The sequence below is a fragment of the Nonomuraea monospora genome (assembly GCF_039531895.1).
Classification (GTDB): domain Bacteria; phylum Actinomycetota; class Actinomycetes; order Streptosporangiales; family Streptosporangiaceae; genus Nonomuraea; species Nonomuraea monospora.
In genome coordinates, this window is record NZ_BAAAQX010000001.1 from 201017 (window position 1) to 218407 (window position 17391).

Here is a 17391-nt window from a genome sequence, read left to right on the forward strand (position 1 = left end):
TCGTCTCAGGTGACCTTGGCCTTGCCGGCCGTCCACGTGTTGCAGAAGCCCGTGGCCCCGCCCCGGTACCCCCGGTCCTGCCAGCGCGCCAGGTTGCGCGGTTTGCCGTGGATGTCGCTCTCGTCAGCGTTCCGCACCGCCTCGATCCAGTTCTTCCACGAGATGCCGGGCTTGATGGACTTCAGCGTGGCGCTGTAGAACACCCCGGCGAAGCACTCGGCCTGCATCTCCAGCCGGTGGCTCAGCAGCTTGCGCGCCCCCTCCGAGGCGGGCTCGTACAGGGCGGCCTGCGCGGCCAGCACCCCGATGAGCTGCTGCACGTGATGACCCCACTCGTGGGCCACCGAGTGCGCGATGTTCATCCTGAACGGGTCCCGCAGATCATGTTTCATGATCCGGATGACGATCGTGCGGTGGTCGGGACAGTACTGCGCGCCGCTGCTGGTGATCGCCCCGCACACGGAGTCCCTGCCCGTGGTGATCGTGACCTGGGGAGAGCTGTACGGCAGGCCTGCGGCGGCGAACCTGCCCGCCCAGAACGTGTCGGCGCACGCGGCCATCGCCTGGTGGAAGGCTTTGAGCGAGGCGACGCTGCCCACCCGGATCGGCGGGACGGCGCACTTCTGCGGCACCACCTCGCCGCCCATCGTGCCCATCAGCCCGGCCTGGCCGATCCGGCCGGCGGCGGCCGGTGCGGGCGCGAGAAGACCCGCGACCATGCACCCGGCCAATGCCGTGAGGGGAATGCGCACGATCGCGGATCTTAGAGGGTCTTGTGCCTTTTGTCTTAGTACACCCGGCGGCTGGGCGCGGTGAAGGTGTTGCACGCGCTCGCCGACTGGGCCTTGAAGCCGCGCTCCAGCCAGTACTTGTTGCTGGCCTGGGAGGCGTGGGTCTCGTCAGCGTCGTTGCGCACCCCGAGGGCGGCGACCGGGTTGTGGCTGCCCTTGAGCAGGATGCTCCAGTCGGTGTCGGGGCGGCCCAGCGAGTTCCACACGCGGCCGACGAAAGCCGCGCTCAGGCACTGGGCCTGCAGCTCAGTGCGGCGGATGCCTTCGAACGCCCGCGCGTTGACGGCCTTGAGGTAGAAGGGGTCGGTAGCCTTCAAGATGCCGGTGAGCTGCTGGATGTGGTGGCCGTACTCATGGGCCAGTGTCTGCATCAGCGCGAGGTCCGACGGCTCCTCGATGACGTTGTCGCTCAGGTAGAAGTACATGCTCTTGTTGTCCGGGCAGTACATGGCCTGCACACGCGGGTCGTTGATGGTTCCGCAGGGCGTCTTCAGACCGAGCTTGGTGTACACGGTGAGCTTGGACCTGGTGAAGCGGTAACCCGCCTTCTTCACCACGGGACTCCATGCCCTGTTCAGGCAATCCATGACAGCCTCGAAGTAGAGCTCGGCCTCATCAACCGTTCCCCGCAAGACCTCCGGTTCCTCGCACACCGATACGCCCAGCTTGCCGGTCTTGTAGAGCTTGTTCTTCGTCAGGACCGGCTTGTACGACGGGGCCGAAGAGGTGGCCGCGTGGGCCGTGCCGGCGAACAGCACGCCGGCCAGAGCGCCCGCCATGAGCGCCAATCGAGGGATACGCATGAGAAGGCACCCTATTAAAGAGGGAGTTCCAGGTAAAGCGAGACTAAAGAGCCATTAGGTGACATTTCGCGGATTTGCGGCCCAGGTGTTGCACGAGCCGGGTGTGCCACGCTGGAACCCCCTGGTCATCCAGGCCGCCTGCGTCGGCCCCCGGCCGTGGTCGTTCTGCGGCCACCCCTTGGCCCCGTTCTTCTTGAACCAGTTCACCGTGTACTGCCAGTCATCCGGCGTGACCAACGGTGTGTTCTTCATCGTGCTCATGAAGACCGAGGAGAAGCACTCGGCCTGCAACTCCGAATTACGCGACAACTGCAGCCGCTTCGCCTTGCCCGCGGAAGTCCGGGCCGCCCAGTAGTAACTCCAGATTCCGGAGACCTGCTGCACGTGATGCCCGTACTCGTGCGCGATCAGCCGGGTGATCCCCAGCGGGAACGGGTTGCGGAGCTGCGCCTTGCTGATCATCAGGTACATCGTGCGGTCGGTGGAGCAGTAGACGCCGTCCGCGCCGGTGTTCCACGCTCCGCAGGGCGTGCGCACCTTGCTGGTGATGATGCGCAGCCGCGGCTTGCTGAAGGGCATCTCCGCCTTGCGGAACTGCGCGGCCCACGCCTTGTTCAGGCAGGCCGTCACGCGGGTGAGGAAGCGCCGGTAGGCCACCATGCTGCCGGCGGGCAGGTCGCCGGGCGAGCAGTTCACGTCGGTGAGCCGCCCGGTCTTGTACAGGGGGTTGGCCACGGCCAGTGTCCTGGACGGCAGGCCCGTGCCCGACTTCTCGCTGGAGACCTTCGCGGGCGGGGAGGCGTACTGCTGCGCCTCGTTGGCGGGGCCCGTCGAGGTCGTGGCCACGTCCGCCAGCACCATCACCAGAGCGGCCGCGGCGAGGGCGAGCGCCAGCACGGCAGCCACGAGGGTCAGGAGTCTGCTTTTGGGGACGGAGTTCATAGGTACCGAAAGACTAGGTCAAGATCGGACATATGCGGGTGGATTTGACTCGATGGAGTCAGTGGGGCCTCCGCGAACTAGACTCGGGGGGATCGGCGCAAAAGAGCAGAGGGGAGACGCATCCGTGAGCGGGTTGCTGGGCTCTATCAAGGGACCGCAGGACGTCAAACGGCTCAGTGCCGAGGAGTTGCCGCGGCTCGCGGGGGAGATCCGTGACCTGCTCGTCGACGCCTGCGCCAAGTTCGGCGGTCACCTGGGGCCCAACCTCGGTGTGGTGGAGCTCACCATCGCCGTCCACCGGGTCTTCGACTCCCCCCACGACCCCGTGGTGTGGGACACCGGCCACCAGGCGTACGTGCACAAGCTCCTCACCGGCAGGGCGGCCGGCTTCGAGGCGCTCAAGCAGGAGGGCGGCCTGTCGGGTTACCCGAGCCAGGCCGAGTCCGAGCACGACTTCGTGGAGAACTCCCACGCCTCGACCGCGCTGTCCTACGCCGACGGCCTGGCCAAGGCGTTCAAGCTGCGCCGCGACCGCGACCGCACGGTGGTCGCGATCATCGGCGACGGCGCACTGACCGGCGGCATGGCCTGGGAGGCGCTCAACAACATCGCCGCGATCAAGGACCTGCCGGTCGTGATCGTGGTCAACGACAACGGGCGCTCCTACTCGCCGACCATCGGCGGCCTGGCCTCCCACCTGTCCTCGCTGCGGGTCAACCGCCGCTACGAGGACATGCTCGACTTCGTCAAGGACAAGATCGGCAACGTCCCGGTCCTGTACGACGCCCTGCACGGCATCAAGAAGGGCGTCAAGGACGTCCTGTCACCGCAGGTGATGTTCGAGGACCTCGGCCTGAAGTACGTCGGCCCCATCGACGGCCACGACGAGCAGGCCATGGAGGCGGCGCTGCGCCAGGCCCGCGACTTCCGCGGCCCCGTCATCGTGCACGCCCTCACCCAGAAGGGCCGCGGCTACACCCCCGCCGAGAACCACGACGAGGACCAGTTCCACTCGCCCGGCGCCTTCGACCGGGCCACCGGCGCGGAGAAGCCCAAGGGCCGCATCTGGACCAACGTCTTCAGCGAGGAGCTCGTCCGGCTCGGCAAGGAGCGCGACGACCTGGTCGCGATCACCGCCGCGATGCTCCACCCGACCGGGCTCAACGCCTTCGCCGAGGCCTTCCCCGAGCGCATCTACGACGTCGGCATCGCCGAGCAGCACGCGCTGACCAGCGCCGCCGGGCTCGCGCTGGGCGGCCTGCACCCGGTGGTGGCCGTCTACGCCACCTTCCTCAACCGGGCCTTCGACCAGCTCCTCATGGACGTCGCCCTGCACCGCCTGCCGGTCACCGTGGTGCTCGACCGGGCGGGCGTCACGGGTGACGACGGCGCCAGCCACAACGGCATGTGGGACCTGTCGATCCTCCAGGTCGTCCCCGGGCTGCGGATCGCGGTGCCGCGCGACGGCGACCGCCTCACCGAGCTGCTGCGCGAGGCCGTGGAGGTCACCGACGGTCCCACCGTGCTGCGCTTCCCCAAGGGCCCGGTCGCCGAGCCGATCGACCCGGTGGGCAAGCTCGGCGAGATGGACCTGCTGCGGGCCGCCGAGGGCGACCCCGGCGTGCTGCTCGTGGGCGTGGGCCCGATGGCGCAGGCCTGTATGGACGCCGCGGTGCTGCTCGACGCGCAGGGCATCTCGGCCACCGTGGTCGACCCGCGCTGGGTCAAGCCGCTGGACGAGGCGCTGGTGCTGGCCGCCGGCGCGCACAAGCTGGTCGCCGTCGTCGAGGACAACGGCCGCGTGGGCGGCGTGGGCGACGCCGTGGCCCGGCTGCTGCGCGACGCCGACGTCGATGTGCCCGTACGCACCTTCGGCATCCCGCAGGAGTTCCTCGACCACGCCAAGCGGGCCGCGATCCTCGGCAGGATCGGGCTGACCGGCCAGGATCTCGCCCGCCAGATCACCGAGGCGGTCGCCAAGCGGACCTCTTCCGTGGAGCCCGCCCGCCGCTGAGCGCCCTGCGGGCCGCGGCGGTGATCCCGAACACCGCGATCACCGCCGCGGCCAGCACCGGCAGCAGCCACTCCGCGTGCTGCCGCACCACCTGCCCGGCCAGCGCGCCGAGCGTCACGTACGTGCTCACCCACGCCGCGCCGCCCAGCATCGCCCACGGCATGAACCTGCGGTACGGCATGCCCACCGTGCCCGCCACGGCCGGCGTCAGCGCGTGCAGCACCGGCAGGAAGTACGCCAGCGCCAGCGCCCACCGGCTGCGTTCGAGCAGCTCGTGCGCGCGCTCCCAGCGGCGCTCGCCGACGCGCCGCCCCAGCCTGCCGTGCCGCAGCCGCGTGCCGTAGCGCCGCCCCAGCCAGTGGCCTCCTGACGCGCCCGCGAAGCAGGCCAGCACCCCCGCCCCGATCAGGGCCAGCGCCTCGCCCGCGCTGCCGGCGGTGGCCCCCGCCACGAGCAGCAGCCCGTCGCCGGGGACGACCAGGCCGACCCCCACCGAGGCGTCCAGCGTCAGGAAGACCAGCAACAGGGGTAGCACCACGCCGAGGTCTTGCCCGGCCAGGCCATCGAGCAGATCGTTGAGCATGGCTTCAGCCTGCTATCCAGATCGCGGAACACCATCGGGATCGTCCCCGATCCCACCCTGACATGGGCATGATCACTCCGGGCGTGGGAAGGATCGCTGAGCGTGGACATCTTTCGCACGAAGAGCGTCGAGCAGTCGATTCGCGACACCGAGGCGCCCGAGCACCAGCTCCGCAAGCGGCTGACCGCCACCGACCTGACCGTCTTCGGCATCGGCGTGATCGTGGGCACCGGCATCTTCGTGCTCACGGGCCAGGTGGCCAAGGAGATGGCCGGCCCGGCCGTGGCCGTCTCGTTCGTCGTGGCGGGCATCGTGTGCGGGCTCGCGGCGCTGTGCTACGCCGAGTTCGCCTCCACGATCCCGGTCGCGGGCTCCGCCTACACCTTCTCCTTCGCGACCCTGGGCGAGTTCCCCGCCTGGGTGATCGGCTGGGACCTGTTCCTGGAGCTGGCGCTGGCCGCCGCCGTGGTCGCGGTCGGCTGGTCGGGCTACTTCGCCTCCATGCTGGCCTCCATCGGGATGGAGCTGCCCGCCTCCATCGCCGGGGAGAACCCGGTGGTGAACGTGCCCGCCATCCTCATCGTGCTGATCCTCACCTCGATCCTGGTGGCGGGGATCAAGGTGTCCTCGCGGGTCAACCTGATCCTGGTGATCACCAAGATCGCCGTGGTGCTGCTGGTCATCGTGGCGGGGCTGTTCTACGTCAAGGCCGCCAACTACACGCCGTTCATCCCCGAGGCGGTGCCCACGGAGCGGGTGGAGGGGCTGAAGGCGCCGCTCATCCAGCTCATCTTCGGCATCACGCCGGTGGCGTTCGGCGTGATCGGCATCTTCTCGGCGGCGGCCATCGTGTTCTTCGCCTTCATCGGCTTCGACATCGTGGCCACCGCCGCGGAGGAGACCATCCACCCGCAGCGCGACGTGCCGCGCGGCATCATCGGCTCGCTGGCCATCTGCACCGTCCTGTACGTCGCCGTCTCCCTGGTCGTCGTCGGCATGCAGCACTACACCGAGCTGAGCACGTCCGCCCCGCTCTCCGACGCCTTCATCGCGGTGGGCCAGTCGTGGCTGGCCGCGATCATCAGCGTGGGCGCGATCGCGGGCCTGACGACCGTGGTGCTCGTGCTGCTGCTGGGCCAGACCCGGGTGCTGTTCGCGATGGGCCGCGACGGGCTGCTGCCGCGCTGGCTGGCCAAGGTCGATCCGCACTACGGCACCCCGGCCCGGCTCACGGTGCTCATCGGGCTGGTCACGATGGTGCTGGCCGGGTTCGTGTCGTTCGGGGAGCTGGCCGAGCTGGTCAACATCGGCACGCTGTTCGCGTTCGTCGTGGTGTCGGTCGGAGTGATCATCCTGCGCCGCACCCGGCCCGACCTGCCCCGGGTGTTCCGCGTGCCGCTGGTGCCGTGGCTGCCGATCCTGTCCGTGCTGGCCTGCGTCTACCTGATGCTGAACCTGCCGGCGCAGACGTGGCTGCGCTTCCTCATATGGATGATCATCGGCCTGGTGGTCTACTTCGGCTTCGGCTACTGGAACAGCAGGGGGGCCTTCTCCGGGGAGAAGGCCCGCCACTGATTCCGCGGGAACGCTCAGAGGGCGAGGACCGGGCCGGTCATGGCCCGCATCTGGCAGGCGTTGGCGAAGAACTTCGCCCAGTGCACCTTCCTGCCGTACCAGGTGCCCGCGATGGCGACCGCGTGCGGCTTGATCTCCTGGGTGCAGGACGCCTTGGGCTCGGCCTTGAGCTGGGAAGGCTCGCCCTTCACCTGACGGAGCATGCGGCAGGCCGCCTGCGCGTTCGGGTGGGTGCCGCCGACGGGGGCGCAGTGGAGCCACACCGACTTGACGGGCCCGCCCTTCATCCCGTCAACGATCTTGAGCTTCGCCTTGGGAGGCGGCGCGGCCTGCGCGGTAGAGGACGCGCCTGCCAGCAGGGCTCCGCAGAGCGCGAGGGCGCCGGCTGCCTTGATCATGGTTACTCTCCGTTCGTAGGACGGCACCAAAGGCTACGACGGAGCGCGCGCGCAGGTGAGGAGGTCCGGTCAGGACCTCCTCAAAGACTGCGCAAAGTCAGGCGGGGACGGACGCCACGCCGGGGGCCAGGAAGCGCGGCCGGGCGATCCCCGCCCTGTCCAGGTAGGGCGTGACGCCGCCCAGGTGGAACGGCCAGCCCGCGCCGAGGATCATGCACAGGTCGATGTCCTGCGCGGCGGCCACCACGCCCTCGTCGAGCATGATCCGGATCTCCCTGGCCAGCGCCGCCAGCACGCGCTCGCGCACCTGCTCGGCGGTGGAGGGGGAGGCGCCGCCCTCGAACAGGGCCACCGCCTCCGGGTCGAGCGTGAAGTCCGGCCGGTAGACGCCGGGCTTGCCCGACTCGACCAGCTTCGCCATGTTCTCCGAGACGCCGAACCGGTCGGGGAACGCCTCGTGCAGCGTCTCGGCCACGTGCAGGCCGACCGCCGGGCCGACGAGCTGCAGCAGCGCGAACGGCGTCATCGGCAGCCCGAGCCCGTCGAGCGCGTGCTCGGCCGTCTCCAGCGGCGTGCCCTCGTCCACGGCCGCCACGACCTCGCCCATGAAGCAGGTCAGCAGCCGGTTGACCACGAACGCCGGAGCGTCCTTGACCAGCACCGACGACTTCTTCAGCGACTTGCCCACCGCGAACGCCGTGGCCAGCGTGGCGTCGTCGGTCGAGGCGCCCCTGATGATCTCCAGCAGCGGCATGACCGCGACCGGGTTGAAGAAGTGGAAGCCGACCAGCCGCTCCGGCCGCGCCAGGCCGGCGCCCATCTCGGTCAGCGACAGCGAGGAGGTGTTCGTGGCCAGCACGCACTCGGCCGACACCACGGCCTCGACCTCGGCGAAGACCTGCTTCTTGACCGCCAGGTCCTCGAAGACGGCCTCGATCACGAAGTCGGCGTCGGCGAAGGCGTCCTTGGTCAGCGAGCCGCTCACCAGCGACTTGAGCCGGTTGGCCTGGTCCTGCGACACGCGGCCCTTGGCGAGCAGCTTGTCCACCTCGGCGTGCACGTACCCGACGCCCTTGTCCAGCCTGGCCTGGTCGAGGTCGGTCAGCACGACCGGCACCTCCAGGCGGCGCGCGAACAGCAGCGCCATCTGCGAGGCCATCAGCCCCGCGCCGACCACGCCGACCTTGGTGACCTTGCGGGCCAGCGACTTGTCGGGCGCGCCGGCGGGCCGCTTGGCGCGGCGCTGCACCAGGTCGAAGGAGTAGAGCCCGGCCCGCAGCTCGTCGCTCATGAGCAGGTCGGCCAGCGCCTCGTCCTCGGCCGCGAACCCCTCGTCACGGGAGGCCGTCTCGGCCTGGGCGATCAGGTCCAGCGCCCGGTACGGCGCGGGCGCGGCGCCGCGCAGCTTCATGTCCACCAGGAAGCGGGCGTCGGCGACGGCCTTCTCCCAGCCGTCGTGCTCCTTGCGCTCGACGGTGACCTCGCCGTTGACGACGCGGGCGGCCCAGCGCAGCGACTCCTCCAGGAAGTCGGCCGGCTCGAACAGGGCGTCGGCGACGCCCAGCTCGTACGCGTCCCTGCCCTTGACCATGCGGTTGTTGGACAGCGGGTTCTCGATGATCAGCTTGACCGCGTTCGCCGGGCCGATCAGGCGCGGCAGGAGCTGCGTGCCCCCCCAGCCCGGCACCAGGCCGAGGAAGCACTCGGGCAGCGCCACCGCGGGCACGCCCGCCGAGATCGTCCGGTAGGAGCAGTGCAGCGCGATCTCCAGGCCGCCGCCCATGGCCGCGCCGTTGACGAACGCGAACGACGGGATGCCCAGCTCGCCCAGCCGGCGGAAGACGTGGTGGCCGAGCGCGCCGATGGCCAGCGCCTCCTCGCGGGTGGCCACCGAGGCGGCACCCTTGAGGTCGGCGCCGACGGCGAAGATGAACGGCTTGCCGGTCACGCCCACGGCGGCCAGGTCGGTGCGCGCCGCGATCTCCGACAGCGCCCCGTTCAGCGCGAACAGCCCGTGCGGGCCGAACGTGCTGGGCTTGGTGTGGTCGAAGCCGTTGTCCAGGGTGATCAGCGCCATCGTGCCCGCCCCGTAGGGGAGCTGCACGTCGCGCACCAGCGCCTTGGTGACGACCTCGTCGGTGTTGCGCTCACTGAGCAGCGAACGCCAGGTGTCGATGTTGCTCATGCCAGGTTCTCCCAGATCACGGTGCCGCCCATGCCCATGCCGACGCACATGGTGGTGATGCCGTAACGCACGTCGGGACGCTCGCCGAACTGCCGCGCGAGCTGCGTCATCAGCCGCACGCCCGAGGAGGCGAGCGGGTGGCCGTAGGCGATGGCGCCGCCGTAGGCGTTGACGCGGGCGTCGTCGTCGGCGATGCCGAAGTGCTCCAGGAACGCCAGCACCTGGACGGCGAACGCCTCGTTGATCTCGAACAGCCCGATGTCGGAGATGTCCAGGCCCGCCAGGCGCAGGGCCCGCTCGGTGGACGGGATCGGCCCGACGCCCATCACCTCGGGGTCCACGCCCGCGAAGGCGTACGACACCAGGCGCATCTTCGGCGAAAGCCCCAGCTCCTCGGCGACCTCCGCGGCGGCCACGACGCAGCCGGTGGCGCCGTCGTTGATGCCGGAGGAGTTGCCCGCCGTGACGTGACCGTGCGGGCGGAACGGCGTCTTGAGCCCGCTCAGCCCCTCCAGCGTGGTGCCCGGCCTGGGCGCCTCGTCCTCGACGGCCAGGCCCCAGCCCTTCTCCGCCGTCCTGATCGCGGTCGGCACCAGGTCGGGCTGGATCTTGCCGTCGGCGTAGGCCTTGGCGGCCTTCTCCTGCGAGAGCACCGCGTACGCGTCGGCGCGCTCCTTGCTGATCGTCGGGTAGCGGTCGTGCAGGTTCTCCGCCGTCATGCCCATGACCAGCGCGCTCGGGTCGACCAGCTTCTCCGACAGGAAGCGCGGGTTCGGGTCGACGCCCTCGCCCATCGGGTGGCGGCCCATGTGCTCGACGCCGCCGGCGATGGCCACGTCGTACGCGCCGAAGGCGATGCCGCCCGCGACCGTGGTGACGGCGGTCATCGCGCCCGCGCACATGCGGTCGATGGCGTAGCCGGGCACGGTCTTGGGCAGCCCGGCGAGCACGGCGGCCGAGCGGCCGATGGTCAGGCCCTGGTCGCCGATCTGCGTGGTCGCGGCGATGGCCACCTCGTCCACGCGCTCCGGCGGCAGGTTGGGGTTACGCCTGACGAGCTCGCGGATGACGCGGACGACCAGGTCGTCCGCGCGGGTCTCCGCATAGAGTCCCTTCGGCCCTGACCTGCCGAAAGGCGTGCGTACGCCGTCGACGAACACGACGTCACGAGAGGAAGGCACGGATTCGCTCCTCGTTGCTGGATGGGGTTCCGTGCCTAATGCTACTCGTCAGTAACTACCCCGCAGACGAGGGCGGCGGTGAGCAACGCGTACACCACTCCCGTGGCCGGCTCCCACAGGTGGGCGCGGGCCCCGAGCAGGGCCACGACCGCCACGGCCGCGCCCGTCCAGAGCGCCGCGCCCTCTCCTGGACGCGTGCCGCCGCCGGGGTCCCATGGATCGCCAGGTGATCCGCCCGAGCGCAGGGCACGCGCCAGCATCCCCACCACGTCCCGTGCCCACCACAGGAGGAACAACACCCCCGCCGTCACGCTGATCACCGACAGCGCCTCGACGGCCCAGCTCAGGGTGTCGGCGAAGTTGTACAGGGCGGCCTCGCGGAAGGAGCGCGGAACGGTCCAGCCGAGCAGCAGCGTCACCGCCCAGCAGGCGGCCACGGCCGGCCGGGTCAGCGGGCGCGCCCTGCCGGAGCGGGCCACGGCGTACAGCTCCTGCTCGCGGCGGCGGACCAGGCGGGCGCGGGCGCCCCAGACGTACTGGGTGATCGCCATGACGGGCAGGGCGGCGGTGAAGATCGCCAGGGACAGCACGGCGAGCGGCAGCGTCTGCTCCCTGGTCGCGGCCCGGTCGGCGAGCAACTGCACGGTGGTCAGCAGCGCGATCGAGGCGGTGAGCGCCACGAGCGCGCCACGCCGGGCCGCCCTGGCTCTGGAGCGCAGCCCGGCCATCTCCTGGGCGCCCGGGGGAGGGGCCATCTCGGTCAACAGCATGACCGTCATGATGGCGTCACCGTACGTGGTGGTGCCCCGCATTCCGGCGCATTGGATGGAGCCCTTGCTCGGGTGAGAAGGGACTATCCGAAAGGCCACCGTCTCGCGGATGATGAACAGGCGAACAAGCCAAGATGACGGTACTTATCCTCCAAATACCGGTTTGTGGCTATGCTTCGCGATCATGGCGCAAGGGGTGGACCGCGTGAGAGAACGGCGGAACGAAAGCCGTCAGGGGCGGCGAGTCGCCCCGATGCCGCAGCCCAAGGCCCCGATGCCGGTGCGGCAGCCGCCGCGCGGCCGCCGCTCCACGCCGTCGCGCAACCCGCTGACCCCGCTCGGCTGGGTGAGCGTGGCGCTGACGCTCGTGCTGGTGGCTGTCGCGCTCGGCGGCTACGGCTACTACCGCTACCTGGACAGCGGCATCGACCGCGAGCGCATCGACCCGGGCACCACCCGCCCGCCCGACACCGGCGCGCTCAACGTGCTGCTCGTCGGCTCCGACTCCCGTGACGGCGACAACAAGAAGTACGGCGCCACGACCGTGGGAGCGGGGGAGCGCACCGACACGATCATGCTCCTGCACATCGCGCCCAACCGCGACGGCGCCACCATGATCAGCTTTCCGCGCGACTCGATGGTCCAGGTCCCGGAGTGCGAGGGCAGGAACGGCGCCGTGCTGCCCGGCGGGCTGCGCCAGGTCAACGCCGCCTTCAACGACGGCGGCATCAACTGCACGATCAAGACCCTGGAATCCCTCACCAACATCAAGATCAACCACTTCGTGAAGGTGGACTTCACCGGCTTCAAGGGCATCATCGACGCGCTGGGCGGCATCGAGATCTGCCTGCCCAAGGCCGTCAACGACAAAGAGGCCAAGTTCGTGCTCGGCCCCGGCAAGCACACCGTCATGGGCGAGCAGGCGCTCGGCTACGTGCGGACCAGGTACTCCCTGGGCGACGGCAGCGACCTCGGCCGGATCGAGCGCCAGCAGATCTTCCTCACCCAGGTGATGAAGAAGGTCACCGACGGCGGCCTGCTCACCGACCCCGGCAAGCTGAACGACTTCCTCCAGGCCGCCACCCAGGCCGTCACCGTGGACGACGGCCTCGGCCTCGACCGCATGCTGGAGATCGCCAGGAGCGTCAGCGGGCTGACCGCCAAGGAGCTCAAGGGCATCACGGTGCCCGTCGAGCCGTACCCGGAGAACAAGGCCAGGGTGCAGTTCGCCCAGCCGGCGGCGCGCGACTTCTTCGAGGCCGTGCGCAACGACACCGACATCAGGACCAGCCCCTCCCCGGGCAAGTCGAGCGCGCCCGCGGTCAAGAACGAGCAGGTGCGCCTCCAGGTGCTCAACGCCACCGGCGAGCAGGGCAAGGCGCTGCAGGTGGCGGACGCGCTGGCCGCCCAGGGGTTCGTGGTCACGCAGGTGGGCAACGCCGCGGTCGCCGACACCACCACGATCAGGTACGCCAAGAAGGACGCCGAGACCGGCCCCGCCTACGGCGACGCGGTGGCGGCCCGGCTGTCGAAGGACAAGCGCACGCCCGTGCAGGGCAAGGTCAAGGCCGCCACCTCGCAGCCGTACGCGCCCAAGACCCCGCCCGCCGAGACGCCCACCGGGCCCGTCGTACAGCTCGTGATCGGCAAGGACTGGCCGGGGGTCCGGGTCCAGTCGGCCATCCCCGACGCCCTCAAGGACAAGGTCGTCGACAGCAACACCAACCCCTGCAAGTGACCGCGCACGCTTCCTGATGTCGCATCGGCTCCGTGGTGACTCAGTGACGCTGTGGGACGATTGTTACGCAGAGTGATTTTAGGGAAACAAGTGAAATTTCCGGACAAGTAGTGGTAGGAAGGGGCGCGGTTACTATTCGTACAAGAGAGGTTCCACCGTGGCACGCGACGAGAACGACAGGCCATACGAGGACGGGCAGGGTAAGTCGTTAAACCCGGAGATGACGGGTGACGTGCTCTCTCCGCGGTGGAGCACCGACGACACTGACGAGCAGCCCGCCATCCAGGTCGTCGGCAACGAGACCTACATCCTGCCGCCCGACAGGGGCGCGCTGACCGGCGAGCCGCAGCTGATCGGTGAGACCCCGCGCGACGTGCTCGACGACCCCGCCCCGCCGCGCGACCTGCTGTCCGGCGACCCGCGCGACGTGCTCGGCGTCTCCTCCGGCGGCTACGACCTCGGCGGCCAGAGCGGGCCCCACGACGTGCTCGGCGCATCCCGCGACGGCTACGACCTGGGCGGCTCGCACGGCGCGGGCGCGTACGACGTCGGCGGCCCCCGTGACGCGGGCGCGTACGACGGGGGCGGCTCCCGTGACGGAGGCGGCTACGACCTGGGCGCGAGCGGGCCGCACGACCTGCGGGCCGACGTCTACAGCGACGAGCTGAGCGGGCCGCACGAGGTGCGCGCCGGCTCGCCGTACGACGAGCTGGCCGAGCACAGCGGGCCGCACCGGGTGGCGGACGACGACGACAACCCCTACCTCCCGATCGACCGGAGCTACGAGGCGGGCCGCGACGACCTGGACGAGGACCGGCCCAAGCGCGGCTTCCTCGGCTCGGGATGGACCGACGACTCCGGCGACTCCTACGACGGGCGCTCGTCCGGGGGCGAGGGGGAGGTGCGCCGCCGTACCAGGGTGCTGCTGGTGGCGGCCGTCGCGGTGGTGCTGGTCGGCGTCGGCGCCGGCTGGATGCTCACCGGCACCTCCTCCGACGACCCGTGCGCGGGCGTGCAGTGCGCCAGCGCCGGGGAGGTGAACTCGCCGTCCGAGTCGGCCGCCCCTGAGGACACGGCGGCCGAGGAGGCGACGGAGGAGACGCCGGAACCCACGGATTCGGTCACCGATGAGCCGGCCGAGCCCGAGTCCGCAATCCCGACGCCCGCGCAGGAGCGCACGCGCCCCACGCGGGAGGCCGAGCCCCGCCCGACGCCCACGCGGCAGAAGGCCACCACCGAGCCGACGCGCAAGCCCACCCGCGACCCGCAGGGCACGATGAACGACACCGCGGACTCGCGCGGGCAGGACAGCGGCGGCAGCGACGGGTCGTCCTCGTCGTCCGACAAGGGCGGCACGAACGACACGGGTGACTCGACGACCACCCAGCCGCCCGCCACGACCCAGGCCCCGGTGCCCGCCCCGACGCAGGAGGAGCGCAAGGGGCTGCTGGACATCCTGTTCCCCTGGGCTTAAGCGTGAGGTCCGCCCGGCGGCGGTTCCGGTGCCGCCGCCGGGGCGGGACATCCTGTCCCCGAGGCCGCGGACGTGGCAGGATGCGGATCCAGGTGCCGGTCTGGCAGACTTGGAAACCGCTTTCCTGGAGGTCTCGTGGTCACGCTTGAAGACGTCGCCAAGCAGGCGGGCGTCTCGCTCGCGACCGCCTCGCGGGTGCTCAACGGCAGCACCCGCCAGGTGGGCGCGGCCTTGCGGGCGCGCGTCGAGCGGGCCGCGGACGAGCTCGGCTACCGGGCCAACATCGCCGCCCAGACGCTGGCCCGCGGGGCGAGCAACGTCATCGGCATCGTCGTGCACGACCTCACCGACCCCTACTTCGCGGCGCTCGCCGACGGGGCGATGCGGGCCGCGGCCACCGAAGGGCTGCTCGTCATGGTGGGCACCACGCATCGCGACCCCGAGCAGGAGATCGCCTACCTGGCCACGCTGCACGCCCAGCGCGTGCGCGCCGTCCTGCTGGTCGGCTCGCGCGTCGCCGACGCGGGCGTCACCCGGCGGCTGCGCGAGGAGCTGGCCCGCTACCAGGCGGGCGGCGGCCGGGCGGCCTGCGTCGGACAGGACCTGCTCGGCGTCGACACCGTCGCGCCCGCCAACAGGGAGGGCGCGGCCGAGCTGGCCAGGGCGCTGGCCGGGCTGGGCCACACGCGGTTCGCGGTCCTGGCGGGCCCGCCGCACCTGGTGACGGCGGCCGACCGGTGCGCTGGCTTCTCGCAGGCGCTCGACGAGCTGGGCCTGCCCGCCCCGCAGGTGATCCACGGCCCGTTCGACCGCGACGGCGGCTACACCGCGGCCCGGCAGGTCACGGACGCCACCTGCGTCTTCGCCGTCAACGACGTGATGGCGGTGGGCGCGCTCGCGGCCTACCGCGAGCAGGGGACCCGGGTGCCCGAGGACGTCTCGGTGGCCGGTTTCGACGACATCGTCACGCTGCGTGATCATGTGCCCGCGCTGACGACGGTCCGGCTGCCGCTGAAGGACATGGGGGCTCGCGCGCTGGAGTTGGCGCTCAACGAGGACGACCCGATCGTGGTCGAGAAGGTGGCCGGCGAGGTCGTGCTGCGCGAGAGCGTCCGGAGAATGGCTTGACGCCGCGGGAGCCCGCGGCGTGATGGGGAGGATGGCGTGAAGCTGGCGGTCAGCACGCTGGGGATGCCCGGCGAGGGGCTGGACAGGGCGATCGAGATCGCGGCCGGGCACGGCTGCCAGGGGCTGGAGCTACGGCTGCATCCCGACACCGGTGTGCACGCGGGCCTCGACCAGGCGGCCAGGGAGTCGGTGCGCAAGCGGATCGAGCAGGCGGGGCTGCAGATCTCCGCCCTGGCCGGTTACGCCGGCGTCTGCGAGGCGGGCCCGGACGAGCCGGTCGTCGAGGCGCTCCTGGCCGACCTGCGGCTCGCCGCCGACCTCGGCGCGCCCGGCGTGCGGGTGTTCCCGCGCGGCGACGACCCGGCCACCGGCGTCCGCCGCCTCCACGCCGTCTCCGGTACGGCGGCCGCGCTCGGCTGCCGGGTGCTCGTCGAGACGCACGACAGCATGGCGACCGGCGAGGCCGTGGCCGCGCTGCTCGCCCAGGCGGACCTGCCCGAAACCACGGGCGCGATCTGGGACCTGCTGCACCCCTGGCGCCACGGCGAGCCGCCCGCGCGGACGCTTGCGGCGCTGGCCCCTTACCTCGGCTACGTGCAGGTCAAGGACGCCGTCTCGGCGCAGGACACGACCCCCGTGCCGATGGGGACGGGCTCGGTGCCGCTGCAGGAGTCGGGCGAGCTGCTGTGCGCGGCCGGGTTCGGCGGGTGGGTGTCGCTGGAGTGGGAGCGCACCTGGTATCCGCAGGTGGCCCCGGTCGAGGAGATCCTGCCCGGCGCCACCGAGTGGGTACGGCGCTTCACCTCATAGCGGGCGTCACCGCTTAGATGGGGGGATGTCCGCTCTCACAAGCAAGGTGCTCGTCGTCGGCATGGACGGGCTGAGGTTCGACCGGCTGCTCGTCCTGGACGCCCCCGTCCTGGCCGGCCTGATGGCCACCGGCGCGTACGGCACCAGCAAGCTCCCCTACGGCGAAGCGGGGACACCGCGCACGGAATCCCCCGGCGAGGTCGTCCCCAAGACCCCCGAGCCGGGCGACGGCGGCCGGGTGATCAGGTCGCGCACCGACTCGGGCCCCGGCTGGTCGTCGATCGCCACCGGAACCTGGCCCGACAAGCACGGCATCGTCGACAACGGCTTCGCGAACCCCCAGTTCCAGAAATTTCCGGACTTCCTGACCCGGGCCAAGACCGCCCGGCCCGAGCTGACGACCTCCGCGTTCTTCTCCTGGGCCGCCCTCGCCGAGCACGGCGCGTTCGGCCCGGCGATCGACCACCGCTTCGTGCTCGACGGCTACACCGTCGGCTGGGCCACCGCGGACAAGCAGGTCGCCGAGGCCGCCGAGCGGCACCTGGCCGAGGACGACCCCGACGCGGTCTTCGTCTACCTCGGCGACACCGACGAGGTGGCCCACGACCTCGGCCCGCACTGCCCCGAGTACGCCGCCGCCCTCCAGGCCCAGGACGCCTACCTGGGCCGCCTCCTCGACGCGATCCAGGCGCGGCCCGCGTACGGGCAGGAGCGCTGGACGGTGCTGGTCACGACCGACCACGGCCACGTGGACGCGGGCGGGCACGGCGGCACCTCGGACGAGGAGCGCACCGTCTTCGTGATCGCGAACACGCCGGGGCGCGACCTCGGCGGACGCCCGCTCGACGAGCCCCGGCTGGTGGACGTGGGGCCGACGGTGCTCGCCGTGCTCGGCGTGCCGGTCGAGCCCTCGTGGGATCTGGACGGCATCCCCTTGAGCATTTGATTCATCAGGCGTTGAATTCTTGGCCGGGAAGCGGAACACTGGGATGACGGGAC

15 protein-coding genes are annotated in these 17391 nt (G+C 70.9%); 7 read left to right on the forward strand and 8 right to left on the reverse strand.

Going from position 1 to position 17391, the window contains the following annotated elements; translation table 11 throughout:
- Positions 1–5: 5 nt before the first annotated feature.
- From ABD331_RS00910 to ABD331_RS00920, 3 genes are all read right to left on the reverse strand, one after another.
- The gene (locus ABD331_RS00910; protein ID WP_344470191.1) at positions 6–752 is read right to left on the reverse strand and encodes a neutral zinc metallopeptidase; all 747 of its coding nucleotides are present in this window, start codon (positions 750–752) and stop codon (positions 6–8) included.
- A gap of 35 nt (positions 753–787) precedes the next feature.
- Positions 788–1570, reverse strand: a complete 783-nt coding sequence (locus tag ABD331_RS00915) for a neutral zinc metallopeptidase (RefSeq protein WP_344470192.1) — start codon at positions 1568–1570, stop codon at positions 788–790.
- 78 nt (positions 1571–1648) lie between these two features.
- Entirely contained in the window at positions 1649–2500 is an 852-nt protein-coding gene (locus tag ABD331_RS00920; protein ID WP_344470193.1) for a neutral zinc metallopeptidase, read from the reverse strand.
- 169 nt (positions 2501–2669) lie between these two features.
- On the opposite strand from ABD331_RS00920, the gene dxs reads away from it, so the two are divergent.
- Positions 2670–4550: a 1-deoxy-D-xylulose-5-phosphate synthase gene (gene dxs / locus ABD331_RS00925; protein WP_344470732.1), complete on the forward strand. Its 1881-nt coding sequence runs from the start codon at positions 2670–2672 to the stop codon at positions 4548–4550.
- On the opposite strand, the gene ABD331_RS00930 is transcribed toward dxs, so the two are convergent.
- The gene (locus tag ABD331_RS00930; protein WP_344470194.1) at positions 4498–5133 is read right to left on the reverse strand and encodes a DedA family protein; all 636 of its coding nucleotides are present in this window, start codon (positions 5131–5133) and stop codon (positions 4498–4500) included. The two genes, dxs and ABD331_RS00930, sit on opposite strands and share 53 nt — an antisense overlap.
- Before the next feature lie 102 nt (positions 5134–5235).
- Here ABD331_RS00930 and ABD331_RS00935 point away from each other — a divergent pair, with 102 nt between their 5' ends.
- Positions 5236–6708 (forward strand): amino acid permease, encoded by a 1473-nt coding sequence (locus ABD331_RS00935; RefSeq protein WP_344470195.1) that lies wholly within the window; start codon positions 5236–5238, stop codon positions 6706–6708.
- Between the two features lie 14 nt (positions 6709–6722).
- Here the strand turns inward: ABD331_RS00935 and ABD331_RS00940 are convergent, their stop codons facing one another.
- From ABD331_RS00940 to ABD331_RS00955, 4 genes are all read right to left on the reverse strand, one after another.
- The gene (locus tag ABD331_RS00940) at positions 6723–7106 is read right to left on the reverse strand and encodes an SSI family serine proteinase inhibitor (RefSeq protein WP_148434326.1); all 384 of its coding nucleotides are present in this window, start codon (positions 7104–7106) and stop codon (positions 6723–6725) included.
- 97 nt (positions 7107–7203) lie between these two features.
- Positions 7204–9291, reverse strand: coding sequence for a 3-hydroxyacyl-CoA dehydrogenase NAD-binding domain-containing protein (locus tag ABD331_RS00945; protein ID WP_344470196.1), 2088 nt, complete (start codon positions 9289–9291; stop codon positions 7204–7206).
- Positions 9288–10451, reverse strand: coding sequence for a thiolase family protein (locus ABD331_RS00950; RefSeq protein WP_344470733.1), 1164 nt, complete (start codon positions 10449–10451; stop codon positions 9288–9290). The genes ABD331_RS00945 and ABD331_RS00950 overlap by 4 nt, the downstream gene beginning before the upstream one ends.
- A gap of 62 nt (positions 10452–10513) precedes the next feature.
- On the reverse strand, positions 10514–11242 hold the full coding sequence (locus tag ABD331_RS00955; protein WP_344470197.1) for a hypothetical protein: 729 nt from the start codon (positions 11240–11242) through the stop codon (positions 10514–10516).
- Between the two features lie 253 nt (positions 11243–11495).
- On the opposite strand from ABD331_RS00955, the gene ABD331_RS00960 reads away from it, so the two are divergent.
- The 5 genes from ABD331_RS00960 to ABD331_RS00980 all read left to right on the forward strand — a co-directional run bounded on the left by ABD331_RS00960 (position 11496) and on the right by ABD331_RS00980 (position 17338).
- On the forward strand, positions 11496–12980 hold the full coding sequence (locus ABD331_RS00960) for an LCP family protein (protein ID WP_344470198.1): 1485 nt from the start codon (positions 11496–11498) through the stop codon (positions 12978–12980).
- A 232-nt stretch (positions 12981–13212) separates the two neighbouring features.
- A complete protein-coding gene (locus tag ABD331_RS00965; RefSeq protein ID WP_344470199.1) occupies positions 13213–14454 on the forward strand; it encodes an SPOR domain-containing protein in 1242 nt (413 codons plus the stop codon).
- A 135-nt stretch (positions 14455–14589) separates the two neighbouring features.
- Positions 14590–15582 (forward strand): LacI family DNA-binding transcriptional regulator, encoded by a 993-nt coding sequence (locus ABD331_RS00970; RefSeq protein ID WP_344470200.1) that lies wholly within the window; start codon positions 14590–14592, stop codon positions 15580–15582.
- 36 nt (positions 15583–15618) lie between these two features.
- Positions 15619–16392, forward strand: a complete 774-nt coding sequence (locus ABD331_RS00975) for a sugar phosphate isomerase/epimerase family protein (protein ID WP_344470201.1) — start codon at positions 15619–15621, stop codon at positions 16390–16392.
- A gap of 25 nt (positions 16393–16417) precedes the next feature.
- Entirely contained in the window at positions 16418–17338 is a 921-nt protein-coding gene (locus ABD331_RS00980) for an alkaline phosphatase family protein (RefSeq protein ID WP_344470202.1), read from the forward strand.
- Positions 17339–17391 lie beyond the last annotated feature (53 nt).